Here is a 20981-nt window from a genome sequence, read left to right on the forward strand (position 1 = left end):
ATTCTCTAATAGCTAAGGTTTGAAAATAAAAAAACCGGAAGATCATCTTCCGGTTTCAATCTTTTATCGCACTGTTCTAGTAGAAACGGATGCGGTTATCTTTGATCTCTGCTTTATCGCGAAGAACCTCAAACACCTGTCCTTGAGCTCTCTGTTTAACAGACTGAGCAATTTGCTGTTTCTGATTAACAGTGTTAGTTAAAGGAGCTGGATTTGAAAAGCTATTAACTACGACAACGTACACTCCCTGCTCACCGATAATTGGTTTAGATATTTTGTTTGGTTGTAAACCAAATACAGTTCCAACTACTTTGTTTTCCTGAGCAACACCAGGGATAATAGGGTTTGCAAATACCACATTCTGAGCCGGAGTAGCAGGTTTTCCTACTTTTTGGGCAACCTGGCTTATTGAAGTTCCTGCTTTAGCTAGTTGTTCTGAAAGCATACGTCCTTTAACGCGGTTACGAACAACTGGTTCAATCTGTTTTTTAACCTTCCCGAGTGGTAAAATTCCTTTTTCACGCACGTCTGATAGTTTTGCTACTACAAAATTATTTCCAAGTTCATAAACTTTATCAGTAACATCTCCTTCTTTAGCTTCAAATGCCCATCTGATCAATTCACGCGCATTTTCTAAACCAGGAATTGAAGACTGCGAGGCAGTAACATTTTCAGCAATTTGTTTATTTAACTTCTGACCCGATGCTTGCTCGTCAAAAGTTTTTGCACTATTAGCAGAACCAAGGAAGCTGGAAGCTTTTGCATAAGCTGCCTGTTGTGTTTGGTTACTAGCAGCAACACTCTTGTCAACAATAGCAACCTTTGCTACTAAAGAAGATCCAACTTGTTTCTCGATTCGAATTACGTGTACCCCGAATTGTGTAGTCACCACCTTCAAGTCCCCCGGCTTTCCATTAAATACAGCTTCTTCAAAAGCCGGAATCATTGCTCCTCTTCCAAAAGTACCTAAATCACCACCTTTATCCTTAGTTGCATCTGTTCCGAATTTTGTCGCTAATTCAGCAAAGCTTGTTCCTTTATTAATAAGGGCAAGAAGAGAATCTGCTTTAGCACGAGCTTTATCTGCTCCACCTTCAGTAGCTGGATTAATCAGGATATGGCTTGCTTTTACTGAATCTGGACTTGTTTTAACATCAATTACTTTAGCAATTTTAAAAGCTCCGTTGCTGAATACCGGCCCAACAACAGTACCCACGGTTGATTTGAATACAAGAGAATCTAAGGCAGGGTCTAATTGACCTTTTTTTGCATAAGTAATAGGAGCTTTTGAATCAGCATTAACGCTCACAAACAGTGAATCGTTAGTTGTACTTCTAAAATCATTAGCTAGTTTGGTTATTCCAGTACGAATAGCCGCTGAGTCAGCTTTAGAAGGTCTGGCATCGAAGGTGATGTAATCAAAGTTTCTGGTTTCCTCCTTGTTTTTGAACAGATTCTTATTCTCGTCGTAATATTGCTGATAGTCTTCGTCTGTAAGAGTTACTTTGTTGTCTGCAATAGATGAATAAGGAAGAGATACATAAGTAAAGTTAGCAAGCTTGTTACGATTATTATAATCGTCACGTGCTTCAAGTGAAGTTACATAAATACTGTTCTTTACCAGGTTATTATATTTGGAATACAAACGGTCACGCTTAAGTCCCTGAAGAAAATTTTCCCATTGTTGCTTGATAGCACTATTGCCTGGCTGGGAATTAAGGTTATTAAGAAACGTAGTCAACTGGCTTTTATCAAATGCCCCTGTTTGTGGATTTCCAAAAGTTTGTACAACTTGAGGGTGAGGATTTTTCCCGAAAAGCATGTCATTCAGCTCGTTCTTACCTACCTCTATGCCAAGACGTTTTACCTCTTTATCTAACAAGATCTCAGATACAGTTTGGTTCCAGGTATTTTCGACAATGTATGAGGTCATCTGAGGATTCAGATTTCCACCCATTTGTTGCCTGAAGTTAGCTTCATTCTGTTCAACTTTCGCTCTAAACTCTTCTGCGCTAATTGTTTTGCCTGCAACTTCTCCTACTTCATTCTGGCTCGCTCTCCAGAAAGGTGTGCCTAGCCTAACAGCATCGCCGATCAAGAAAGCTACAATTGCCAAACCGATTACCGCTACCAGGATAATACCAGCACGGTTTCGCAAAAAACTCATTATTCCCATATAGTATAAACTTTATTCTATGCTTTAAAAAAGAGGCGCAAGATACAATTTTTACAAAAAAATCCTAATACAAAATAGGAAGCTTGTTTGTTTATTAATTGTCCTTAAACGACTATTGGTTAATTTGTTAGATATGCAGATTTAGATTAACTGTAATTGTATGAAATAGTATCAGTCCTTTAATTAAGCTTGTCACCCGTCATAATATCCCCGTAGGCCCGATCTATAATAGGATTATCAAAGTTTTCATCACTTCTAAAGCCTGATCCCTTAATATTTGTCCCGTCCTGTTTGATGATATTAACCAGTTGGTTTGAGTAGAACATTCTTTTACTCTCGTCCCAAATAAGCTCTTCGGATTTGAAAACATCTCCTTTTACATTGGTAACCACAACGTTTTTTCTTAACTCTACCCGTTTTTCTGTTTCATACCGGATGCCGTAATCGGCTACTACCCGACTAGATTCTTCCTGTTTATCGTCGTAAAAGATTATTGTAAGCCCCTTAGGCATCTCATAGCGCTTCTGTTCCGTGTAATTGTTTAATTCAGGTGTAATAAGCTTGCCTTTTACAACAGCAGAATCACTGTAAATAATGGTGACACCGCTTGATTTATCTACGGGAACAGATGTTTTATTAGACGCTATCCTTTCCACATCTTTCAGATCATTTTCGCACGCTGAAAGAAGCAGTAGAGAAAATATACAGGCAATGAAAATAAAGTTTTTCAAACTTAATCAAATTTATAGCGCTGGAACCATCTGTCATTTAAAGTGAATCCAAGATAAATATTAGCAAATCTATCGCGAACAAGATTGTTTTCAGTTGTACCTCTTTGTCCCAGTTCTACACCGAGGTTGATTTTGTAGAAAGTAGAACGGTTAGACGGAAGAGGTAAACCTAATCCTAATGAAAGTGCATATTGATTGATATCCTTATTGTTAATCTCGTTATTGATATACAATTTGTCATATTTTACCCCGAATCTGTAATCTACCAGCTTAAAATAGCTTCCTACAGCGGTAATGTCTGGGGTGATTTGTGCACCTACTGCTACTCCTATAGTATTAGGCAAGTTTGGATTGGTTGAACCTTCACGATAGTCAGACCATTTCCCTAACGTCAGGTCAGCGCCCACAAGCCATTTGTTCGTCTCTTCTAACACAAATCCGAAACGATGAGTTGTTGGAAGCTTTAATTTCTGACTAGCCTTTTCGCTGAAATAAGTAGAGTCAAGAGCAATGTTCTCATTTCCGCTCGCGTCTATAGTATACCTTGCACTAACAAGCGTCGTACTCAGATTAACCTTTGATCCGGCTGTACCAGCATAACCCAAAGTTAATTTATGTTTTTTAGAAACATTGGTAAAGTATTGTACCCCATAGTCAAAGCTCAAACCACCAATACTCTGTTTAACCTGATTCCTGGAGTTGATGAAAGTTGCATCTGTAGGAAACTCTGTATCTCTGTTTCTCTCTAATTTTCCAAATAAGTAAGAACCATTAGCTCCCACACTAAAATGCTTTCCGATTTGAACAGCATAACCTAAATAAGCTTTTGAAATTCCGCCTTTACCATTATGAACTTTGTCTATATCAATAGTATCTAATATCTTTCCAGATACCCTTGATTTAAACCCCATGGTGCTGTACGGCAATATTCCAAAGCTTAAAGCCGAGGTTTTGGTCACCGGCACCGCAAATACAAGGTGATTTAGTTCACCGGTAAAGCTATTCTCTTTGGCGCCTCCTTTAGACAAAGAGGTTACGTTTGCATAAAGGCCAATATCAAATGTAGTTATCCGTACTGCCGAATATGAAGCAGGATTGGCAAGGTTAACATTATTATACGTGCCAGGTTTGCGCAAGCCTGCTGCAATTCCACCTAAAGAACGATTTTGAGGAAGTAGGGATTCGCTTAACTGCCCAAGATTGTATTGTGAATAAGGTGAGTTGGTTGAGGATTGTGCAAAGGTTTTAATACTTGCAAGAAGGCCAACAGCCAGAAATATATTTTTATATAATTTAATCATTTCTCAGTTTTATAACTTCATTCAAACCTATCAGAACTAAATCGGGTACGGTTTTTACATTTTGGGCAAAGATGCTATTTTTAAGCTGTGTATCAAAGAAATTGAAATCACCGCCACAAAGGAGTATTATTATATCAGAGTACTGTCTTGAATAACTCTCTATAAAGCCGTAAGCTTCATAAACTACACCGTTTTGAACTCCACTTATCATAGAAGTTTTGGTATCCGATCCATTTTTTTCGCTAAATCTGGGATTAAACTCCACCAAAGGAAGCTTGCCCGTAAATGAATTCATAGCTTTATAACGCATATTAATTCCCGGAGATATGCTTCCTCCATAATAATTCCCATCACTATCAACAAGATCATAAGTTATGCAGGTTCCTGAATCAATAACCAGGCAATTTTTATTTCTATAGAGCGAATTCGCTCCAATTACAGCAGCCAGACGATCGAGACCAAGAGTGTTCGGGGTTTTGTAATGCACTTTAACAGGCATTTCTATTTCTGTTGAAAATCTTATATACCTGGATATATGAGAAAGATAAGCTTCAATATTCTCAACTCCAGCCTTTACTGTAGAGAGTATGGATGAATTGATTTTTTCACCCTCAAGGAATTCTTCGATCTGCTGTGGTCCCAATTCCCGGAAAGAATAAGTTTTCACAATGCTTCGATTATAGAAGAGTCCGAGTTTTGCCGAGGAATTACCTATATCAATAATCAAATTATGCATTTACGTAAAACAAATTTTCTTACTGCAGTAAATTAGTATTCACTTTTTAAGTTTGGATATTACAGACCGCTTTACAAAATTATCAAAAACTCGTTTGAGCAAAGCTTTTAATTTGTTAAAAAAGGTTAAGCTATAATTTCCTAGAGGTAAAAAATTTTTCTACACAAATTGAAAGTAAATAATAAAACCTAACAGGATCAGATACATACTTTCATATAACCATCGCTTCCCGGCATACATAAAATAATGAGCCATGAAAAGTGATATGGGTGCTACAGTTAATATAAAATGGTAGGCATGGTACTCGGATTTTATATAGAAGGAGAGAATACTAAAAATGGCCTGAATAAAAACTATCAGGTAAGACTTTCTAATGTGAACGCTACTTCTGTTAAGCTTAGTTTGCAGCGTATATACGCTCAAAACCAGAACTACTAATACTGGTGCAAGTACTATATAGTCATATATATTCAGCTTAAACAGAGAAGGGAATGCCGCGGCCAGCGGGACTTTAAGCTGGGCAAATTGTTGAAAAGAGTCGTTCAGATAATAGGCCGCAGCCAGGAAGAAATATATCGTGAAAAATCCAATGATTCCCGAGGCCCATTCTCTCCATTCAAACGGCCTGAAAATAATCAATGCTATCCATAGCATTGGTATCATACCAATAAAGGGAAAGTAAATAAGGGTCCCCAATCCGATGATCATTCCCGAATCATACATAACAGATCGTGCCTCTTCCTTTCTATAAATAACAAGGAACTTGCTAAATAGCCAAAGCATCAGGAAATTGCATAAGAGCGCGGGACTTAGAACAACGAAAGGAACCAGTAAACTGGAAACTGTGACGTACATCAGGCCGGGAAGAAAAGATGGTTTACCCAGTAAGTTATAATTATTAACAATCCTGTTGAAAATGACAGCCTGACTAATCGTAATAATCGTTGCGAAAAAAAGATTTGCAGATGGACTAAATAACTCTCCGGAGGGAATAGAGAGCAGTGTGCCTGCATAGGTCTCCAATAACGTGAACTCCAGATGTTCGGGTAATTGAAGAAGTACACCTACCCTTAGAAAGGCAGCGATAATAATGATTATTAAGAGGCTGACGGGGTTAAGTCTTCTAAAAAAATCTATCATCCTTTGCTGCTTTCTATTGCCGTGCAATATTACTTAAAACAAGCAAAATATTGATCAGGATTTAGAACTGTAATCTTTAATAACTTTTTCTACAATACCACGCGTCTCATCAGGATAGCTAACCTTAATAAAATTATCTGTAGTAAGCCAATGTTTTAGGGTAGGGATATTGCTTTCCTTAAGTTGATAGATTACGGGAACACCTAAATCTTTCGCAGCAGCAGCGTTACAAAGCTGTTCGTACTGGTTTTTCATAGGAATCACCATTACTTTTTTTCCAAGGAAAAGTGCTTCGGATGGGCTTTCAAATCCTCCACCAGTAAGCAGACCCGCTGAACATGCCAGACTCCGGTTATAGTTTTGATTATTAATGGGCTGAACAAAAATGTTTTTATCGGTGTAGATCTGTTTAGAATGTTTTGAGAAAATTTCCCATCTTACTTCAGGGATCTTTTTTAAGTAATCTACCAGATACCTATCGTGGTAAGCGGGTAGGTATACGGTAATATGTCCAAAGTTTCTGATCTCCTGATTCCTGATTTCACTCCTGATAACTGGGGTATGAATAAAATCATCGTATTTGTCAAAATGAAATCCAATCTTATGAGTAGTGGGAGCATAGTGTTTGAACAAAGTTTCAGCCCAGTGGAAGCTATCAGAAGGGCGGGGTGTTTTTTGGGATAGAAATGCTGCCTGGTGACTTAAAGCCACACTTGGTCGTCCCTGAATTTTGCATGCCCAGGCTGTTACAGGCTCAAAATCGTTGATGATAAGGTCATAGTTCTTCAAAGGAAGTGAGCGAATATCTTTCCATAGACGAGGGAGATTCATTGCTCGGTAGGTCTTCCAATAGTCAACGCCACCTTTTCTTCCAAAGACGAAACTAAAACCATGAAAACGGAATTGCAGGGGAGCATTTGGCAATACGTCTGCCTGTGTTCCGCTAATCAAGATGTCTACATGGCCAAAGCTCTTCAACGCCGGGATAATTTCCCTGGCCCTGCTGATGTGCCCATTGCCAGTACCTTGCACTGCAAATAATATCCGCATTCTGTTCCTTACATTTAATCGGTTCCTGTTACGTGAACGCTATTTAGCGAAAATATAGAATCAGGAGATATTATACTAAAACGATTCCGTTTTTAATTGTTCAAGTAAACGCTTTACATCCAATTTATCCTGCATTTCTTCGTTTTCCTGCCGGGTTTCGTCTTCATTTTTGTCTTCCAAAAACTGCTCGGAGGAATATTTATAAATGGTCCACGCATTGTTTTGATATTCAAGTGCAGTTAAGCTCTCCACCCAATCTCCCGAATTGAGGTATAATGTTTTCCCGTTTTCAGTACCTATTTCTCTTATCTCTGCCTGATGAATATGGCCACAAATTACGTAATTGTAGCCTTTATCAATGGCTAGTTCTGCTGCCGTGTTCTCAAAATCATTTATGAACTTTACAGCATCCTTGAATTTTGCCTTTATCTTTTTAGAGAAACTCATTTTCTCTTTCCCTAGACGAGTAAGTACCCAGTTTACAAAGCTGTTTAAGTGGATCAGGGTATCGTAACCAATGGCGCCTAATTTAGCCAGCCATTTTGAATGTTGCATTGTTACATCGAAAACATCACCATGGAAGATCCATGCTTTTTGATCGCCCAGGTTTAGTATCAGTTTATTGGCTAGATGAAAGCTTCCAAAGGAGATATCTGTAAACTTCCTCAGCATCTCATCATGGTTTCCGGTAAGATAGTAAACAGGGGTTCCATCAGCTATGAATTTCATGATTTTTCGCACTACTTTCATATGTGCCTCAGGCCAGTAATTTTTACTGAATTGCCAGATGTCAATAATGTCTCCGTTTAAGATTACCGTTTTTGGGTTGATGCTTTTCAGATACTTTAACAATTCCTTTGCATGACAGCCGTAAGTGCCAAGATGCACATCCGATATTACTACAACCTCTATTTCTCTCTTAGCCATTTAACCGTATTTGTAGAAGCCTTAATCTTCTTCATCTGTAAAGATTAATTCAAAATGGTTCAGCACAATGATGAGTAAGGTCAATAGCAGGAGCAAGATGCCATAACAAATTAAATCGTGGTTTGCCATTCTGGAGGCTAAGCTACATAAGGATGATTAGCAGAAAGTTAAGCTGCAGTAAGGAATATATTAATGATAAGTTAGGTGCAGGTAAATAAGTGAATAAAGTAGTATCAGGTACTGCTTTATTCACTTATGAGCGGTACAATTCCTAGAACCTGCCTCTTATTGAACTTCTGATATTTTTCTGGTACAGATCCTTTAGCTGTTCATGCATTTCCTGAGGCAGGGAAGGCAGATCAGATGAAGCTACATTGCTTTCAACCTGTGAAACCTTTGTCGCTCCGGGAATAACTGTGGTTACTTCCGGGTGGTCCAATATCCACCGCAAAGCCCATTGAGCAGTTCTTTCATCAGGAAGCATTCCTGCTATTTTTTGTGCAAGTTTCACACCGGTTTGAAACTCAACTCCTGAAAAGGTTTCTCCTACGTTAAAGGAATCTCCATTTGCATTGTAATTCCTATGATCGTTCGCCGCAAACTGAGTGCTTTCGTTATACTTCCCTGAAAGAAGTCCGCTTGCAAGAGGTACCCTTACAATTAGAGCGACATCTTTTGCTTTAGCTTTTGCAAAAAACTCTTCCGCATAGTGTTGACGAAAAATATTGAAAATGATTTGAATGGAAGCCAAGCCTTCCTGCTCAAGGCATAATAATGCTTCTTCGGCCGTTTCAACACTTACTCCCCAGTTCTGGATAAGTTTCTCTTCCTGAAGCCGGCGTAAATGATCAAACACTTTCCCCGATGCTAATTCTTCCTGGGGGATACAATGCAGTTGTTCCAGGAAGAGTGACTGCACATCAAGGTTTTTAAGAGAGGATTCTACATGTTTCCTCATGGAGTCGTAGCTGAAGTTTTGGGGCCATCCGTTACTTTCGTCACCTCGACGTCCCAACTTGGTCGCGACAAATAGCTTTTTATCCGTTGTTTTTAAAAAACGACCGATAATGCTTTCGCTGATTCCCATCCCATATACATCTGCCGTGTCAATGAAATTTCCCCCTGCATTTATAAAGCTGTTTAATATCTTAAAAGCATCTTCATCTGATATCTGTCCCCAATCAGCACTGCCCAGCTGCCAGGTGCCTAAACCAATTTCCGATATCTCTATATCTTTGAATTTTCTATATCTCATAACTATTTTTTAGGTCTTAAAGAATTAACTTCAGTTAAAGTAACTGCACTTGCCTTATTGCCAAAGCTATTTCTAACATAAGTTAACACGTCGGCAATTTGCTGATTTGAAAATTGAGAGACTGGTGGCATTACATTAGAATAAGTTTCTCCATCTATGTCTACACCTTGCATTCCATTTAATAAAATGTTTATTAAGCGTTTTTTGTCGCCCAATACATAAGATGTTTTGATTAGGGGTGGATTCAAATTTGGTACTCCACCTCCATCAACTTGATGACAGGCAACACAAAGTGTAGCATATACAGCTTTACCTCTTTGAATAGATGCGTTAATGTTGGTTGTTGCACTAGGCTTGGCCAGAGGTTTTTTTGTTTGAGCAGTAACTGTCTTCAAGGCAAAAAAAGCAATGAAAAGCAGACCTGAGTAAAGTATTTTTTTCAAGTTTATTTCGAGTTTTTATTGTAAGTAATTCTGAAAATGGTCCCCTTCGTATCGTCAGAAACATAGAGAGAACCATCTTTCCCTAATGCTAACCCGCAGGGTCTATGTACGGCCTCACGCGGACTGTTAACCACGCTCACACCTGCAAAGCCGTTCGCGAAAATTTCCCATTCCCCAGAAGGTTTCCCGTTTGCAAAGGGAACAAAAGCTACAAAGTATCCCTCCTGTGGCTGAGGAGCACGGTTCCATGAACCATGAAAGGCAACAAATGCTCCGTTTTTATATCTTTCCGGGAACTGGCTACCTGTATAGAACAAAAGACCATTGGGTGCAAGATGCGCCGGGAAAGCAACGACAGGGTCAATGAACTTATTGTTAGCTTCCTTTGTTCCGTCGCCCCCATATTCAGGAGCAAGCATTTTTTTCTTCTTAAAGGGATCATAGTACATGTAAGGCCAGCCTGCATTGTCACCTTCTTTTAACTTGTACATGCACTCCGCTGGCAATTCTGCCGACTGCTTGCTATTGAAGAATTGGGAAAACATATCCAGCTGATCCCTTCCATGCTGCATTACGTAGAGTGAGTTGTCTTGTTGATTCCAGTCCAAGCCTACCACATTTCTTAAGCCTGTGGCAAAACGTGATCCGTTGTTATAGCTCTGGTTTAGCTGATCTATTTTAAACCTCCATATCCCTCCTGCTGAATCCAGGATTGGACAATCAGGCCGTCCTGGCGATCCTGCTCTTCGATCGGCTTCCTGACATGAATTAGAGTAAGCTCCAATATTCACATACAGGTTTCCATTATTATCCAAAGTAATTGACTTGGTTTCATGCTGCCGGCGATCAATTAATCCAGTAACAATTTTCTCCGGCTTTGACGGATCAACGACACGCTGATCTTTATCCAATTTGTATCTGAAAACTTCACTGTTCGAGGAAGCATACAGGTAATTATCTTTAATGTACAGCCCAGTGCCTCCGTAATTCCCAAATCCGGAGCTTTGGTTGAATTTGCCATCGCCGTCTTTGTCTTCAAGTAAAATTATTCCCTTACCATCTACCGGTCGTGCCAGTTTCACATAAATTGCCCCGTCTGTAGTAATTGCCATATGGCGGGCTCTGCCAACATCATCTGCGGCAACAGAAATATTAAATCCTTGGGGTAATTTGAATTGTTCTGCTTTCTTATTTGTTTGAGCCTTTGTAATGGAACAAAGCAGAGCAAGGCTGAGTGTCGCAATCTTCAAACGAGTGTGATTGTTTTTCATCGTGTTTGAAATATTTATAGTTTTTACTAACCTACAATTCGAGGTGGTCAGGGGAAATTTGATTAATCAATTCCCTAATCCTCCCGATTGTTTGCTAAGTAGCAAAATCTTTATAATTGGTGTGTGTCAGGTTGCATAAGGATAGAGGAAGTGGATCCCCCTGCAACAAATGCTGCCTTTTCAAATGCAAATGTAATCGATTTTTCGGAAGCTAAAAGATAAAGCTTTAGTAGGAATAATCGTAGTATCAGAACTGGTTCCGTTTTTGTAAATTGATCTGGTCTATCAATGCTTTTTTAATCTATACTTACCGTTAATCCTTCTTGCTGAAGAATTTTGCGGTACACCTCCAACTCAGTAAATGAGCCTTCCAGTACCTCACACTTACCTTTTGTATGGACCGTCCATGCTATTTTTTCAGCTTGCGGATCTGAGTAATCCAGATATTTAGTTAGGCAATAAATAACATGATCGAAGGTATTGATTTCGTCATTCCAAAGAATTAGACGATGATTAACTTTTAATCCTGCTAAAACTTCTTCAAGAGTAAAAGTTTCTACCTGTGTATCAGTATCAGCCAAACGAATATTCATAAGGCGCAAAATTAAGCAAAAAAGAATGAACAGTAAACCTTCTTTTTAGGGCTCCATAATAAGTAGGAGAATTACAAAACGATAAATCTTACTATTTTCCTTACTAAAGAGCCTTTTGCATCCAATCCTTCCACTACTACTTTATAGGTTCCCGGTTCATCTGCCGTGTAAAAGCTTAAGGACGTTTTTCCATCTTCGTTGGTAATAACATCAGGGTTCCAGTAAATCGTATTTCTACGGTCTATTAGTTGTTCTGCTGTCGGAGTTGCGTACATAGGTGAATAAAATTCCCGGGATGAAAAAATCCCCTGAGGTTTAAAGGACGCAATCCCGGGAGATAGTCTTCTGTAGGATAAATTTCGTTCCCCTCGCTTCGTATTAATAATCAACACTCCTCCTCCGCCACGAATTCCATAGATGGCAACATTTCCTGCGCTTTTTAAAACTTCTATACTTTCTACATCCTGAGGTGCAATTATAGACAGGTAAGTGGGGTCTACATACATTCCGTCAATTATTAATTGCATAGGGACCAGGCCAGAGAAAGAGCTGTACATACTTCGGGTAGAATAGGCAATGCCGTTTTGTACAATGATTCCTGCTACCATCCCTTGCAGGCATTGGGCCAGGTTAAGGCAGTTTATTAATTTGTCAGCTTTAATTATTGCATCAGCATTACCGGCGCCATTCAGATTACTTGAATTAGTTAGTACCGGCTTTTTTTCAGCAACCTTTACTTCTGCCAGCATTATACTTTTTCTTAGCAAACCATTCTTTCTCATCTCCTCAAAATCATCGCTCCTTTTTTTAAGGTATCCGATGAGGCTCTGGTTCACATTAACTTCCAGACTCGCTGCATTTCTGTTTTTTGAAACTAACTCTCCAGGTAGTGCATCAATTTCAATATAAACATTTTTTTTCCCTTTGGTATTTCTTGCTTGCAGGACAAAAGTTGTACTGTCGTTAAAGCTTAATCCCGGAAAGGTGAACCGTCCCTCTTTGTCTGTAATGGTATCTGTAATAGCAACCTTGCCTTTTGCTGGTAAAAGAATAACATTTCCCCCAATTACAGGACTACCATTTGCGTTTACTACCCTGCCACTTAATGTTATATTTCTTTCCGGGCTATAAGTAAGGTTAGGATACGAATTGTTGACAATACTCTTCCAGGAATATCTTCGCCAGCCTTGAGTAAGCATTAGATTATCCAAATGTCCAACTTTCTGTGAACTCAGAGGCTCTGTAAAATAGTAGTTGGGTTTTTCGATATAACCTTTTAAATCTGAAGTTAAAAGCAGATTTGAAAGAATGCTAGTTTCATTTATATCATCAAAAGGTACTGTGCTTTCGTTGATCACTGCTATGGAAAGGGCTGCTCTTGCAGCTTTACCAGAGTCTAAGGTGGCCAGATCTACAGTTACTTTTTGTCTTTTTCCATAGCTCGCCTTATCCGTCTTTATACTTAATGCAAGATCATTTTTGTTAATAAAGACTAATCTTTCTGCCACAGGCTGGTAATCTGATGAGAATAAAGTAAGCTGAAGAATTCCTCTTTGGAAACGGTTTTTAGGAATAGTTCCTGAAAAAACTGAGTTCTCAACCCTGTTCTTTGACACATATTGGACCACTCCATTGTTTGTGGCAATTAAGGTAAGATCGCCCTTGTTTAACAAATTTTCGCTGGCTGTAACTTTAACAAAAAGGTTATCCGCATTACTATTGTTAACTGAAAGGACATATCCTTCATTCCCAGCCTTCGGCAGGTCGACCTGTTTTTCCGATCCGTCAGCAAATTTTACAAATGCTTTATAGGATGAACCTTTTATCGGTAAAAGGAGAAATGAACCCATGCCTGCATACTCCGATTTAAAGTCAGTGATACGATTGTTGTTATTATCGCTAATGTAACCGCTAATTTCCCGGCTAAGTCCGTCTGAACCCAGGGCTTTAAATCCAACGCGGGTTCTAATACCATTAACTAAAGTTCCACCCTCGGGAAAGAACTGAACATCGCTTTCCGACGAAGTGCTTTTTACCGGAAAGGTTTTATTTACTGCAGTCTTAGTATCCAGTTTTACCGTTGTACTAATCCTTCCTGCTTTTAATACAAAGGGTTGGGCATTAGTGAATTTGATTTGAAGTGATCCCTCTGCATTTGTCATACCTTTCCCACTGGCAATATTCCTGAAATCAAGTTGAACTGAATAAGTTACTTCTTTATTAGCAATTGGTCTACCATTGATATCTTTATATTGAAGGTCTGCCACTACATTTTCCCGTACACCTACTTTTGAAAAGCTATAGTTTACTGTACTTATAATTTGATTCGTCAGCACATTACCTACAGCGAAGGTTTTGTCAAAGAAAAAAGATTCTCCCTGGTTTCTCATCCAGGTGGTGTATGCTCTTAACCTGTAATTACCTTCCGTCAACGAGTCTCCCAGAACTATATCCCCTTTGCTCATACCATTGTTCAGGAGTAATCTTAACGACTTTTTTACAGAGTCCTTCTCGTTAATAAGGTCTACATATAAAAATTTGCTGAGAGCCGAGAGCTGGTTTTTTTCTCCAATCACTACATAGGCTTTAAACCAAATAGTATCTCCGATAGCGTAATATGGCCTATCTGTATGCAAATGCACCTTTTCAACTACATTTTCTGCGTTATATTTCGACAGTTTCGCAAGGAGGTTTTTTAGCGGGTCGTCCTCTTTATGAATAAAGCTGAAGCAAAAACAGGTGCTGATAAGTAAACCGATCAGGCACATTATATTTCGAAGGTTCATGAGGCTTATAAATTACAAGAGCCTCAATTTACTAAAATTGAGGCTCTTATTAGATTAAACTTTCTATATTAAAAAGAGTTTTTCCACATCATGCTTTCCACCGGACGAGTGGTTTTATTATTGTATTTGGCGTTACCTTTCGAATTATAAAATATTTCAATTTCCCCTGCAACGTCAAAGTAGATGAGCTGCCCGATTGGCATTCCTGCGTATACCCTCACTGGTTGAGCTACCGAAATCTCTAACGTCCACGTATTACAAAAGCCTACATCACCTTTACCTGCCGTAGCATGAATGTCTATTCCCAAGCGGCCGGTACTGGATTTTCCTTCCAGAAATGGAACATGTTTATGAGTTTCAGTATATTCCATAGTCACCCCCAGGTATAGTGTTCCGGGCTGAAGAACAAATCCGCTTTTTGGAATTTCGAAATGATCGATTTCGTTATGTTGCTTTGCATCCAGTACTCTGTTTTTATAAGTAGCAAGATATTTTCCCAAATGAACATCATAAGAATTGGTGCCTAAACATTCCCTTTTAAATGGCTCAATAATGATATTTCCCTTTTCTATTTCTTCTAAAATAAGCTTATCTGAAAGAATCATAACAACTGAAGGTTTGGGATAAAACTACGTATTTTTTTCAGAAGGAATGTATGGAGAGGATGAGGAAGGAATTTCCGGCCTAAAAGCGTATTTTTGCAAAAGTTTTTCCGGAAACAGAAAAGGGATTTAGCTAGTTTATTCTGAAGCCTTTAATATTAAAAATTATTAAATATGGCCCTTGCTTACTACAAGCATTTAGACGGCACTTCGGCATTTGGGGTGTGGAAGATAGAAGAAAGTGCCGAGGAGCTCTATTCTCAACTTCAACTGAAAGAAGACGAGAAAGCTTATATTGAAACTCTTAATAATGGTAAGAGGAACTTACATTGGCTAAGCACCAGGGTGTTGCTTCGCAAAATGCTAAATACCGGGAAGTATATAGATTGCCAGGTCGATGAACATGGCAAACCTTATCTTGTTAACTTTCCCCATCATATATCATTAAGTCACTCATTTGACTATGCAGCAGTAATTATCAGCGAAGACAAGCCAGTAGGCATTGACATAGAATTAGTTAAAACCAAAATTGAACGTGTAGCTGGCAAGTTCCTGGTAAACGAGGAGCTTAATTTTATAGATCCTGAAAAAAGAATAGAACATCTTTACATCTGCTGGTGTGCAAAAGAAGCTGTCTATAAGTTACAGGGTAAGAAAACAGTTTCATTCAGAGACAATATTCGCCTCCAGCAATTTGAGTGTCAGGAGGAGGGAAGTTTAACTGCTATACTGGAGGCAGATCAGGAATGCAGAAGCTTCGACGTACATTACGAGGCTTTTAAGGATTACATGATTGGTTATGTTACCGGTTGTAAAGAGCTGGTTTCTTAATAATTGAATGAAGTGGAACAAAATAAGAAGGTTTTTTTTCAGGACTGGGGCGTTATTGACTATAAAGAAGCCTGGGATAAGCAGGAAGAGGTATTAAGCTCAATAGTTAATCAGAAGACAGAAAATCGTGTAAGCGGAGTGCATACCCCCACACATAATTATCTATTCTTCGTAGAACATCCGCATGTTTATACTTTAGGTAAAAGCGGAAAGCCTGAAAATTTGCTAATGGATGAACATGGCTTGGAAGATAAGCAGGCCACTTATTATAAGATCAATCGTGGCGGCGATATTACTTACCATGGTCCTGGTCAGATCGTTGGATATCCTATACTAGATTTAGAAAACTTCTTTACTGATATCCACCTCTACTTGCGAACTCTTGAGGAAGCTATTATACAAACATTGGCACATTACGGGATTGAGTCAGGAAGGTATGAAGGCTATACCGGTGTCTGGCTTGACGCAGATAATGACAAAGCAAGAAAGATTTGCGCAATGGGAGTAAGATGCAGTCGCTGGGTAACTATGCATGGCTTTGCATTTAATGTCAATGCAGACTTGGCATACTTCAAAAATATAGTGCCCTGCGGGATAGATGATAAGGACGTAACTTCAATGGAAAGGGAGCTAGGTAGAAAAATGGATATTGAAGAGGTAAAAGTGGTTTTGAAAAGTAAAATTGCAGGCTTGTTTGGAATGACATTACTATAATCAATCTTCGTCGTCAAAATCCCAATCTACACCGCCCCAATCGTCAGAGTCAATATCCCTTACTTCTGTCTGGACCATCTTAACCTCAAAGTTATCCTTTGGATCAACTAGAAAGCGGATACCCCAGTCATCTTTATAATCATTTGTGCTATTGAAGGTTCTGATCCACTTTATAAATTCCAAACGAAACTCCTCTACACAATTCCTAACAAGCTGCACATAGTCATTATGATTTATTTTTAGGAGTCGTGCAAATAAAACAGCTTCAAACATTTCTCTCACTGCAAATTTAATTCGAATAGCGTTTTCCATTTTAAGAGAGTAAAGTTCTGATGCTTCCGCTCCTGAAATTTTAACTACTATCAGCATAGCATTACCTACTATCTGACCTTGCAGATCCCTTCGTTGTTCGTTCTCTTTCAGGTATTCAGCAATATGTTCTGCCAGGGTGAGCAGTTCCTTTGCTTTTTTATAGACTGGCAAATTCTTGATTTCATCCATCTTTGGCAAACAATATAAGTATCTTTTGATAAAACCCGAATGATTTAAGTTGATGGATAACAAAGCTTCTCCTGCCTAACTATTCATTATAAGCATTGAACAGCAAGAACATAATTCTATCTTTGCAGCCATGAATATTCTTTTACTTGGTTCTGGCGGAAGAGAAAGTGCTTTTGCCTGGAAGATTTCTCAGAGTCCTTTACTTGGTCAGTTATACATAGCGCCGGGAAATGCAGGAACAGGGGCTTACGGAAAGAACGTAAATATCAAGGTTACCGATTTTAAGGCAATCAAAGACTTTGTGCTGAAAAACTCCATTCAGCTGGTACTTGTGGGGCCTGAGGAACCACTAGTAAAAGGCATTCACGACTTTTTTCTTGCTGATGACGAATTAAGGACCATCCCTGTTGTTGGGCCACGTGAGGAAGGTGCCAGATTGGAGGGAAGTAAAAACTTCTCTAAAGCCTTTATGCGCCGCCATAACATTCCTACCGCAGCATCTGCTACTTTCACCAAGGCAAGCCTTTCGGATGGACTTTCTTACCTTGAAACGCATCCGCTCCCTGTAGTACTAAAGGCAGATGGTTTGGCTGCAGGTAAAGGGGTCTTGATATGTCAGACGATAGAGGAAGCGCAAACTGAATTAGTTGCTATGTTACAGGATGCGAAGTTCGGCGAAGCAAGCAGCAGTGTTGTGATCGAACAGTTCCTGTCAGGAATTGAACTTTCAGTATTTGTTTTGACCGATGGTAAGTCTTATAAAATATTACCTGAGGCAAAAGATTATAAAAGGATAGGAGAAGGTGATACAGGTTTAAATACCGGAGGAATGGGATCTATTTCTCCTGTGCCTTTTGCCGATGCTGAGTTTATGAAGAAGGTGGAGGATCAGATCATCAAACCTACCGTTCACGGGCTAAAAATGGACCTTATTCCTTACCAGGGATTCATCTTTATCGGTTTGATGAATTGCGGAGGAGAACCATTTGTAATTGAATATAACGTTAGAATGGGCGATCCGGAAACGGAAAGTGTTATGCCTAGAATTGAAAGTGATTTCGTAGATCTGCTTTTGGGCGTGGCGAACGGAAATCTTGAGGAAAAGGAACTAATAGTTTCATCTAAAACTGCAGCAACGGTTATGCTGGTGGCAAGTGGTTATCCAGGAGAATATTTAAAGGGTAAAGTAATTACCGGAACTGAAAATGTGAGAGGCTCCAGTGTCTTTCATGCAGGTACTATTTTGGAAGATGGGATGGTTAAAACAGCAGGCGGGCGTGTATTGGCAGTTACTGCACTCAGTGATACCATGTTTGATGCGGTACAACAAGCAGTTACTGATGCTGGAAGGATCTACTGGGATGGCCGCTACTTCAGGACAGATATTGGGTTCGATTTGCTATAAGAGCCTTTTAGTTAAAAAGAAAGGGGCAAGCGTTTCATCGCTTGCCCCTTTCTTATATGCAGTCACTGAGTCGTCTTTATTTAAAAAGATCTGACAAAAAGCTTTGTAGTTCTTCTCCCCGAAGGTTCTTAGCTATTATTTTTCCACTTGGGTCTATCAGGAAATTTTGAGGGATTGAGCGGATGCCATATTTAACAGCAGCCTCATTATTCCAGAATTTTAGATCAGATACGTGCGTCCAGGTAAGCTTATCATTGTCTATTGCTCTTAGCCAGGCTTCTTTTCCATTTTCCCTGTCTAACGAAACGCTAAGGATGGTAAAATTCTTATCCTTATAGGTGTTAAAAGCCTTTACCACGTTTGGATTCTCCTGACGACAAGGTCCACACCATGAAGCCCAGAAATCAAGTAATACGTATTTTCCTCTGAAACCGGAAAGTTTAACAAGCTTTCCCTGAGGATCAGCCTGAGTAAAATCTATTGCCATAGCACCGATGGAAGTTCGTTTGCTATTATCAAGCGCCTTTTTAAAAGCCGCTGCTTCACGGCTCTCTCTAATAGAAGGCGAAAGCGAATTGAAAATAGCTTCTACTTCAGGTCCTTCAGGGCTTTGTCCGGCGATGGTATAGAGGGCCATAAAGCTTATAAAGCTGTCGGGATTCTCTTTGATGAATTTTTTATTTATTTCAGCACGTTCCTGTTGATAACCATCATAGCGCGATTGCAAGCCCTGGAGAAATTCTTCGGATGTTTTTTTTTCAGGCGCTGCATTTTCGTACTCACGGTTCAGTTCCACGATTTTTTCGTTAACTGATTTCAGCAATTTTGAATACCGTTGCCCATCTTCATTTATTCGAGTACCTGTAGCAACAGCCTTGGATAGAGAATCTGCGCTTTTTAATACTGTAGTTCCTTCAACAAGGTAGACAGGTAGCACATCTATTTTTGTTTTTCGGTTAAGATTTCCAATGCCAACACCTTTATAATCCAGAACGAGTGTAGCATAGGTAATTAGATCAGTGGTTCCCGAAAATGAAAAGGCTCCGTCCTTTAAAAGAGCAGAGTCTGCTACTTGCGCCCCTTCCTTACTATAAGTAAGAAAAACCTTGGCAGGAGAACCGATGTTTGCAATCTTTCCCTGTATTTTAAAGTTCTGCTGGGCCTGCAAAAAAAGCGGACTAAGCAACAGTGTAAAGATGAGTTTCTTCATTTTAAATAGAATTATTAATTAAACCAGCTTCTGGTAGGTTCGCCACCATAAGTCTGGCATCTCTCCTGAAACGGCAATTTGGTAATCTTCGTACTGGCAGGGTACTAAATGATACCGTTCGTTTCCTGAAACTCCGGTAGGGTAGGGTACTTGCATCCACCACCGGTCGGATTTTTTACTTTTTACGAAAACCAACTCATGACTGTTGTCTTTCAGAGAGGCTCTGTAGATTAAGTATTGCGATTTTGGTTGGAGAGGAAAGTCTTTTTTGCGATGATAGAAGCCATCAATGAAATACCATAGCATTTGCCCCAGCAGCATAGCTGTTTGTCCATTCTTGTCATATGCAGGATTAAATTCATAAAATCCAATAGAGCTTAGTTTATCGCTCATTCCCGCATACCGGCAGATCTGACACGCATCCTCACCGTAGAATCCATTTGGAGTGGCATTGGCATTTGCCGGAGCATCTGATGCTCGAATAGCAGAAATGTCAAAACTAATTAAGCTAGCATTTCTGATTATAGGTTCCGCTAATGGCATATTTCCTACAAACTCTCCCAAACGGTGTACGTCAAAAAGCAACTTTTCCATTACCCTTAAGCTCTCCTGGTTAACAAAATAAGTTTGGTAACCTATGTTGCTAAAATTAAACAGGAAGTTCGGTTGGTGGAGGAAGATCTTGTTAAGATATGCACTTGATTTTGTCTCAAGGCTTTCCGACTCTACAGAGTCGTCCAGGTCGAACTTGGGGTCTATAACCACCAGGTCGACTTTCTGCTCAAGATCTTCATATGCTATATATTGAGCATAGGTTAAATCCTGTCCACCTCCTATTATGATGGGAAGAATATCTTTTTTAATTAGCTCAGATACCGAAGTTTTTAAGGCAATATAAGTATCTGTAATGCTGTGTCCGGCCTTTATGTTCCCAAGATCTACTATGCGGGTCGAGTAAGGGCCTTCGTAGAGACTATATAGCTTTTCACGAATATAGTCTGGAGATAGGCCGGTCCCCCGATTATTTATAGCATTTCTGTCTTCTAAAACGCCAATTATTGCAATGTCAAATTTCTCTCCCTCTAAATCAGGGAATTCATTTGAGAAAATTTCCACCTTACTGCCCAACTGACCGGAAAAAAAGTTTTCCGGACTAAATTTATTCACGTCAACAGGTGAAAAAAAATCTGCTAAAGACATCTGTTTTTTTAGGGGATTAGTACTTTAAGTTTATTGGGAATTTTCACAGGCTCTTACAAGCATCTCCCTTAATAGCTCAAATATCAACTTTATTAAATACTTTTGAAAG

At 39.3% G+C, this 20981-nt stretch carries 19 protein-coding genes; 3 read left to right on the plus strand and 16 right to left on the minus strand.

The genetic code is table 11. The features are described 5' to 3' along the window. Positions 1-76: 76 nt before the first annotated feature. The 13 genes from J4N24_RS11295 to dcd all read right to left on the minus strand — a co-directional run bounded on the left by J4N24_RS11295 (position 77) and on the right by dcd (position 15014). On the minus strand, positions 77-2167 hold the full coding sequence (locus J4N24_RS11295) for a SurA N-terminal domain-containing protein (RefSeq protein WP_369806223.1): 2091 nt from the start codon (positions 2165-2167) through the stop codon (positions 77-79). Positions 2168-2355: 188 nt separating this feature from the next. Beyond that, positions 2356-2907, minus strand: a complete 552-nt coding sequence (lptC, locus tag J4N24_RS11300) for an LPS export ABC transporter periplasmic protein LptC (RefSeq protein WP_207533794.1) — start codon at positions 2905-2907, stop codon at positions 2356-2358. 2 nt (positions 2908-2909) lie between these two features. Then, the gene (bamG, locus tag J4N24_RS11305) at positions 2910-4208 is read right to left on the minus strand and encodes a BamG family beta-barrel-assembly machinery protein (protein ID WP_207533795.1); all 1299 of its coding nucleotides are present in this window, start codon (positions 4206-4208) and stop codon (positions 2910-2912) included. Beyond that, positions 4201-4944, minus strand: a complete 744-nt coding sequence (locus J4N24_RS11310) for a type III pantothenate kinase (RefSeq protein WP_207533796.1) — start codon at positions 4942-4944, stop codon at positions 4201-4203. Before J4N24_RS11310 ends, bamG begins: the two co-directional genes overlap by 8 nt. A 159-nt stretch (positions 4945-5103) precedes the next feature. Further along, the gene (locus J4N24_RS11315) at positions 5104-6084 is read right to left on the minus strand and encodes a DUF6427 family protein (protein ID WP_207533797.1); all 981 of its coding nucleotides are present in this window, start codon (positions 6082-6084) and stop codon (positions 5104-5106) included. A 54-nt stretch (positions 6085-6138) separates the two neighbouring features. Further along, on the minus strand, positions 6139-7134 hold the full coding sequence (locus tag J4N24_RS11320; protein WP_207533798.1) for a glycosyltransferase family protein: 996 nt from the start codon (positions 7132-7134) through the stop codon (positions 6139-6141). 75 nt (positions 7135-7209) lie between these two features. Next, positions 7210-8061 (minus strand): UDP-2,3-diacylglucosamine diphosphatase, encoded by an 852-nt coding sequence (locus J4N24_RS11325; protein ID WP_207533799.1) that lies wholly within the window; start codon positions 8059-8061, stop codon positions 7210-7212. Between the two features lie 271 nt (positions 8062-8332). Then, entirely contained in the window at positions 8333-9316 is a 984-nt protein-coding gene (locus tag J4N24_RS11330; RefSeq protein ID WP_207533800.1) for an aldo/keto reductase, read from the minus strand. Positions 9317-9318: 2 nt separating this feature from the next. Beyond that, on the minus strand, positions 9319-9759 hold the full coding sequence (locus J4N24_RS11335; protein WP_242691590.1) for a c-type cytochrome: 441 nt from the start codon (positions 9757-9759) through the stop codon (positions 9319-9321). Positions 9760-9761: 2 nt separating this feature from the next. Further along, entirely contained in the window at positions 9762-11030 is a 1269-nt protein-coding gene (locus J4N24_RS11340) for a PQQ-dependent sugar dehydrogenase (RefSeq protein WP_207533801.1), read from the minus strand. Positions 11031-11326: 296 nt separating this feature from the next. Further along, positions 11327-11623 carry an ATP-dependent Clp protease adaptor ClpS gene (locus J4N24_RS11345; protein ID WP_207533802.1) on the minus strand — a complete coding sequence of 99 codons (297 nt, stop codon included), beginning with the start codon at positions 11621-11623 and terminating at the stop codon, positions 11327-11329. Between the two features lie 71 nt (positions 11624-11694). Next, the gene (locus J4N24_RS11350; protein WP_242691591.1) at positions 11695-14409 is read right to left on the minus strand and encodes a TonB-dependent receptor plug domain-containing protein; all 2715 of its coding nucleotides are present in this window, start codon (positions 14407-14409) and stop codon (positions 11695-11697) included. 68 nt (positions 14410-14477) lie between these two features. Then, complete coding sequence (gene dcd / locus J4N24_RS11355) at positions 14478-15014, minus strand: dCTP deaminase (protein ID WP_207533803.1); 537 nt, start codon at positions 15012-15014, stop codon at positions 14478-14480. A gap of 171 nt (positions 15015-15185) precedes the next feature. Between dcd and J4N24_RS11360 the strand changes: the two genes are divergently transcribed. Both J4N24_RS11360 and lipB read left to right on the plus strand, forming a co-directional pair. Further along, on the plus strand, positions 15186-15842 hold the full coding sequence (locus tag J4N24_RS11360; RefSeq protein WP_207533804.1) for a 4'-phosphopantetheinyl transferase family protein: 657 nt from the start codon (positions 15186-15188) through the stop codon (positions 15840-15842). Positions 15843-15854: 12 nt separating this feature from the next. After that, entirely contained in the window at positions 15855-16556 is a 702-nt protein-coding gene (gene lipB / locus J4N24_RS11365) for a lipoyl(octanoyl) transferase LipB (protein ID WP_207533805.1), read from the plus strand. Here lipB and J4N24_RS11370 read toward each other — a convergent pair whose 3' ends face one another. Then, positions 16557-17057, minus strand: coding sequence for a hypothetical protein (locus tag J4N24_RS11370; RefSeq protein WP_207533806.1), 501 nt, complete (start codon positions 17055-17057; stop codon positions 16557-16559). A 130-nt stretch (positions 17058-17187) separates the two neighbouring features. Between J4N24_RS11370 and purD the strand changes: the two genes are divergently transcribed. Further along, complete coding sequence (purD, locus tag J4N24_RS11375) at positions 17188-18462, plus strand: phosphoribosylamine--glycine ligase (RefSeq protein WP_207533807.1); 1275 nt, start codon at positions 17188-17190, stop codon at positions 18460-18462. Positions 18463-18538: 76 nt separating this feature from the next. On the opposite strand, the gene J4N24_RS11380 is transcribed toward purD, so the two are convergent. Together J4N24_RS11380 and J4N24_RS11385 are read right to left on the minus strand one after the other, a co-directional pair. After that, the gene (locus J4N24_RS11380) at positions 18539-19672 is read right to left on the minus strand and encodes a TlpA disulfide reductase family protein (RefSeq protein WP_207533808.1); all 1134 of its coding nucleotides are present in this window, start codon (positions 19670-19672) and stop codon (positions 18539-18541) included. Positions 19673-19690: 18 nt separating this feature from the next. Beyond that, positions 19691-20872: a formimidoylglutamase gene (locus J4N24_RS11385; protein ID WP_207533809.1), complete on the minus strand. Its 1182-nt coding sequence runs from the start codon at positions 20870-20872 to the stop codon at positions 19691-19693. Between the last annotated feature and the right edge of the window lie 109 nt (positions 20873-20981).

This window comes from Desertivirga arenae, assembly GCF_017355785.1.
Lineage (GTDB): Bacteria > Bacteroidota > Bacteroidia > Sphingobacteriales > Sphingobacteriaceae > Desertivirga > Desertivirga arenae.